General features: G+C 76.9%; 5 protein-coding genes. All 5 read right to left on the bottom strand.

Annotated features, from left to right (window positions below):
• Window positions 1–171: 171 nt before the first annotated feature.
• On the bottom strand, window positions 172–1,575 hold the full coding sequence (locus ACWENR_RS29635) for an FAD/NAD(P)-dependent oxidoreductase (RefSeq protein ID WP_452280247.1): 1,404 nt from the start codon (window positions 1,573–1,575) through the stop codon (window positions 172–174).
• A complete protein-coding gene (locus ACWENR_RS29630) occupies window positions 1,572–1,826 on the bottom strand; it encodes a (2Fe-2S)-binding protein (protein ID WP_452280246.1) in 255 nt (84 codons plus the stop codon). The genes ACWENR_RS29635 and ACWENR_RS29630 overlap by 4 nt, the downstream gene beginning before the upstream one ends.
• Entirely contained in the window at window positions 1,813–2,955 is a 1,143-nt protein-coding gene (locus ACWENR_RS29625) for an NAD(P)/FAD-dependent oxidoreductase (protein ID WP_452280245.1), read from the bottom strand. The genes ACWENR_RS29630 and ACWENR_RS29625 overlap by 14 nt, the downstream gene beginning before the upstream one ends.
• Window positions 2,952–4,367 (bottom strand): aminopeptidase P family protein, encoded by a 1,416-nt coding sequence (locus tag ACWENR_RS29620; protein WP_452280244.1) that lies wholly within the window; start codon window positions 4,365–4,367, stop codon window positions 2,952–2,954. The genes ACWENR_RS29625 and ACWENR_RS29620 overlap by 4 nt, the downstream gene beginning before the upstream one ends.
• Window positions 4,364–4,876, bottom strand: a 513-nt coding sequence (locus ACWENR_RS29615; protein WP_452280243.1) for an aldehyde dehydrogenase family protein, incomplete at its 5' end; no start/stop codon positions are given. The genes ACWENR_RS29620 and ACWENR_RS29615, both read right to left, overlap by 4 nt.

Genomic DNA, 4,876 nt, shown 5'->3' with positions numbered 1-4,876 from the left:
ACCATGCGGGAGACGGGCGCGGACATGAAGGTGAAGTACAAGGAGACGGCGCGCGGCGGCCTGGCCGTCAACGTGATCGAGTGCTGAGAGTGCGCCCGATCACCGCCAGCGCCGACGGCGGCGGTCGAGGCCCGCGCGGTACGCCCCTTCGGGGCCCCGCCCGCCGCACGCTCAGTCCGGGGCGCCGGCCGGGTCGCCGGCCGCCAGTTCGCCGAGCGTGACCGGCTGCGCCAGCGGACGCGACGCGTACCCCGACAGGTCCGTCACGCCGGGCGGGCGCGCGGCCTCCCGGGCGGTCAGGCAGGCGGTGGCGTAGCCGCAGACCCGTCCCTGGCACCAGCCCATGCCGGCCCGGGTCAACAGCTTCGCGCCCCGGGCGTCCCCGGCGGACAACTCCCGTACCGCGTGCCGCACCGCCCCGACCGGCACCTCCTCGCACCGGCAGAGCAGCGTGTCGTCGCCGCACAGGTCCGGCCAGGAGGGCGGCACGGGATGCACCGCTTGCAGCGCCACGGCGAACCGGCGCAGCCGACGCCGGGCCCGCAGCAGCCGGTTCCGCCGCCCGCCGGGCCAGGGCGACGGGCGGCCCAGGGACGCGGCGACGGCGTCCCCGGCGAGCTGCCCCTCGACCAGGGCCAGCTCGGCCCCGCCGACCCCGGTGACCTCCCCGGCGGCAAACACCCCCGGCACGGAGGTCGCCTGGTCCGGGCCGACGGCCAGCACCAGACTGCCGTCGCCGGCCAACCGGGTCGCGCAGCCGAGCGCCGTCGCCAGCTCCAGCGCAGGGGTGAAACCGAAGCCGACCGCGAGGCCGTCGCACTCCACCTCGGCCTCGCTGCCCGGCACGACGGCGCCGCGCGAATCGACCGCCGCCACGGTCACCCCCGTCAGGTGGTCGCCGCCGTGCGCCGCGATCACCATCCTCCGCCGGTGGTAGGGCACCCGGTGCCGCAGCATCCGCCACCCGTACCGCCCGGCCTCGGCGAGCTTTCCGGGCGCGCCGAGCACGGGGCGGACCTGACGCGCGTACCCGACCGGGTCGTTGGCCTCGTACACGCCGACCACCGTGCCGCCGGCCCCGGCGAGCCCGGTCGCGACCGGCAGCAGGAACGGGCCGGTGCCCGCCACGACGACGCGCCGCGCGAAGACCACCCCCTGCCCCTTGAGCAGGGCCTGAGCGCCCCCGGCGGTGACCACGCCGGGCAGGTCCCAGCCGGGGAACGGCACGACCCGGTCGTGGGCGCCGGTGGCGACGACGAGCCGCCGACCGCGCACGACCCCCGCCCGGGTGTGCACGGTGAAGCGCGGGCCGGCGGGGCCGGTGCCGGCCTCGACGAACCAGGCGGCGGCGTCCGCGCGGTACTCGACCTGGCGCAGCCGGGCCCGCAGCCCGGTGAACGTCGACCAGTCCCGGTGCCCCCGACCGTCCGCGCCGGACCGGTGCCGCCAGTACTGCCCGCCCGGGCGCGGGCCGGCGTCCAGCACGACCACCCGGCAGCCGGCGTCGGCGGCACCGGCTGCCGCCGCCAGCCCGGCGGGCCCGGCGCCGACCACCACCACGTCGTACCCGGTCACGCCCGCTCCCGCCCCTCGTCCTGCGGCTCGACCACGTCCCCGGGCCGGGCGGTGACCAGGCACGCCCGCCGGGACGGCACGCCGTTGACCCGGACCAGGCAGTCGAAGCACACGCCGATCCCGCAGAACGCCCCCCGTGGCCGGCCCTCGACCCGGGTACGCCGCCACGAGCGGACGCCTGCGGCGAGCAGGGCGGCGGCGATCGTCTGCTCCCCGTCGGCGGGGATCGGGCGGCCGTCAAAGGTGAACATCGTGACGCTCCGGTGCGAACGGTCGTAGGTCCAGCGGCGGCGGCGCGCCGGTCAGCAGCGCCGCGACGGCCTCACCGGTCGCCGGGGCGAGGCCGATGCCCGCCCCCTCGTGCCCGGCGGCGTGGTGCAGGCCCGGCACCCGGGAGTCGGCGCCGATGGTGGGCAGGTGGTCGGGGCTGTACGGCCGGAAGCCCCGGTAGGCGCGGATCGCCGACACCGACCGCAGGAACGGGAACAGCCGCACCGCCCCCGCCGCGAGCCCGCGCAGCGCCCGCAGCGAGAAGGCCGGATCGAAGCCCACCCGTTCCCGGGTGGACCCGATCAGGACCGTGCCGGCCCGGGTGCCCTCGACCACCGGGGAAACCTGAAGGTCGGTGGAGCTGCGCCCGACGTTGGCCACGTAGTCGGCGGCGTAGACCTTGTGCCGGACGAGCGCGGGCAGCGGCTCGGTGACCAGGACGAAGCCGCGCCGGGGGAGGATCGGCAGGTCCACGCCGGCCAGGGCGGCGACCTCGCCGGCCCAGACCCCGGCGGCGTTGACCACCGCCCTCGTGGGCAGCAGCCCCCGGTCGGTCCGCACGGCCCGGATAGCTCCGGCGGTGTCCCGGTCCAGCCCGACCACCCGGGTGCCGGTCAGCACCGTCACCCGGGCCGCGCGCAGCAGATGGGCGGCGGCGAGCATCGGCTGCACCTGCATGTCCTGCGGGTAGCGCACGCCGCCGGCCAGGTCGGTCGCCAGGTGCGGCTCGTGGTCGGACAGCTCGTCGGCGGCGACCTCGTGCGCCTCGACACCGGTGGCGCGCTGGCCGGCGGCGAACGACCGCAGCGCGGCGTCCTCCGCCGGCGAGGCCGCCACCACCAGGCCACCCTTGCGTTCGAGCTCGATCCGCGCCCCGCCCACGGCGTCGCCGAGCTCCCGCCACAGCGCGGCGGAGCGGCGCGCGAGCGCCAGCTCCGGGCCGGGAGGCTTGTCGGAGACCAGGATGTTGCCCTCGCCGGCGCCGGTGGTGCCCGCGGCGACCCCGCCACGGTCGACCACCGTCACCGCCAGCCCGGCCCGGGCCGCGTAGTACGCGCAGGCGACGCCGGTCATCCCGGCGCCGACGACGACGACGTCCGCAGCGGTCACGAAGCGATCCGGTGCATCCACGCCTCGACGTCGTCCGCGCGCCTCGGCAGGTCGTCGGAGAGCAGCCGGTACCCGTCCTCGGTGATCAGGACGTCCTCCTCGATGCGCAGGCCCAGCCCGCGCAGCTCGGCCGGGATCAGCTCGTCGTCCGGCTGGAAGTACAGGCCCGGCTCGACGGTGAGCACGTGCCCGGCCTCGAGTCGTCCGTCGAGGTAGCTGCCGGCCCGGGCGGCGGCGCAGTCGTGCACGTCCAGGCCCAGCATGTGGCCCGAGCCGCACAGCGTCCACCGGCGGTACAGGCCGGACTCCGGCGACAGGGCCTGCTCCGGCGGACAGGGCAGCACCCCGAGGTCCGCGAGGCCGTACGCCAGGACCGTCATCGCGGCCCGGTGGAAGGCCCGGAACTCGGCACCCGGCTTCAGGCACTCAAGGGCGGCGTCGTTGGCCTGCCGACACAGCTCGTACAGGTCCCGCTGCAACGGGCTGAACCGGCCCGACACGGGCAGCACCCGCGTGATGTCCGCCGTGTACAGCGACCGGGTCTCCGCCCCCGCGTCGAGCAGCAACAGGTCGCCGTCGCGGACCGGCCCGTCGTTGTCGATCCAGTGCAGCGTCGCCGCGTGCGCGCCGGCGGCCACGATGGAGTGGTAGCCGACGTCGTTGCCCTCCAGCCGGGCGCGCTGCCAGAACACCCCTTCCAGCAACCGCTCGGAGGTCCGCTTCGCCGCCGGCAGAGCCCGGACCACGTCCTCGAACCCCCGGGTGGTGATCGCCACGGCCTGTTCCAGCTGGCCGATCTCCCACGCGTCCTTGACCAGCCGCAGTTCGGCCAGCACGGCGGCGAACTCCGCGTCGCCCGGCCCGGCCGCGTCGGCGAGCAGCGCGTCCACGCTCCCGTCGACGCCGCGCAGCACCCGCGTCGGCACGCGCGGCCCGGACAGGGCCGTCGCCAGTTCGGCCACGTGCCGGGTCGGCACCGCCAGCCGCCGGCGGCTCTCCCCGAGGGTGGGACGCCGGCCCGCCCACAGTTCGCCGTACACCCGGTCCCGGAAGAACTCTCCGCCGCGGCGGTCGGAGCGGGGCCGCAGGTAGAGGGTCGCGTCGCCGTCGGGCTCGATCACCAGGACCCCGTCGGAGGACTGGTCGCCGGTGAGCCAGACGTACGCCGAGTGCGGCCGGAAGCGGAAGTTCTGGTCGTTGGACCGCTGCCGGTAGCCACCGGCGGGGACGACCAGCCGCTCACCGGTGAACCGGTCGTGCAGCCGGGCCCGCCGGGCCGCGGCGAAGCCGGCGACGTCGTCGACGGGCAGGTCGTGCTGCTCGCTGTCGGCCCAGCCGGACAGCATGAACGCCTCCAGGGCGGGGCTGACCGGCAGGTCGTGGCTGCCGGTGTGCAGGTCGGCGCGGTTCACACGGACTCCTCGGCTCGGGCGGGCGGGGGCGGGGGAGCGGCCAACGTGACCGTTCGCAGTGAGGTGTAGAAGTCGAGCGCCGCGGTCCCCTGCTCGCGCGGGCCGTGGCTGGAGGCCTTCTCGCCGCCGAACGGCGCGTGGAAGTCCACCCCGGTGGTCGGGGCGTTGAGACGGATCAGCCCGGTGTCGACGCCGCGTGCCGCCTCGAGCAGCGGGCCGACGTCGCGACCGTGCACCGAGGTCACCAACCCGTACCGCACGTCGTTGACCAGCGCGACGGCGGCGGCCAGGTCCGGCACGGCGAAGACGGTGGCCAGCGGCCCGAACGTCTCCTCCCGGGCCACCGGATGGCCCGGGTCGACCCGGTCGAGCAGCACCGGCGCGACGAAGAGGCCGTCGCCCGCGCTCGCGCCGGGCGTGAGGACCCGTCCGCCGCCGGACCGGGCGGCGTCGACGGCGTCGCGGACCCGGTCGCGCGCGGCGGCGGTGATGACCGGGCCGACGGCCAC

The sequence above is a fragment of the Micromonospora sp. NPDC004336 genome, from assembly GCF_053602615.1.
The sequence above is the reverse complement of the archived record's forward strand: the minus strand, read 5'-3'. Positions and strand labels throughout refer to the sequence as shown.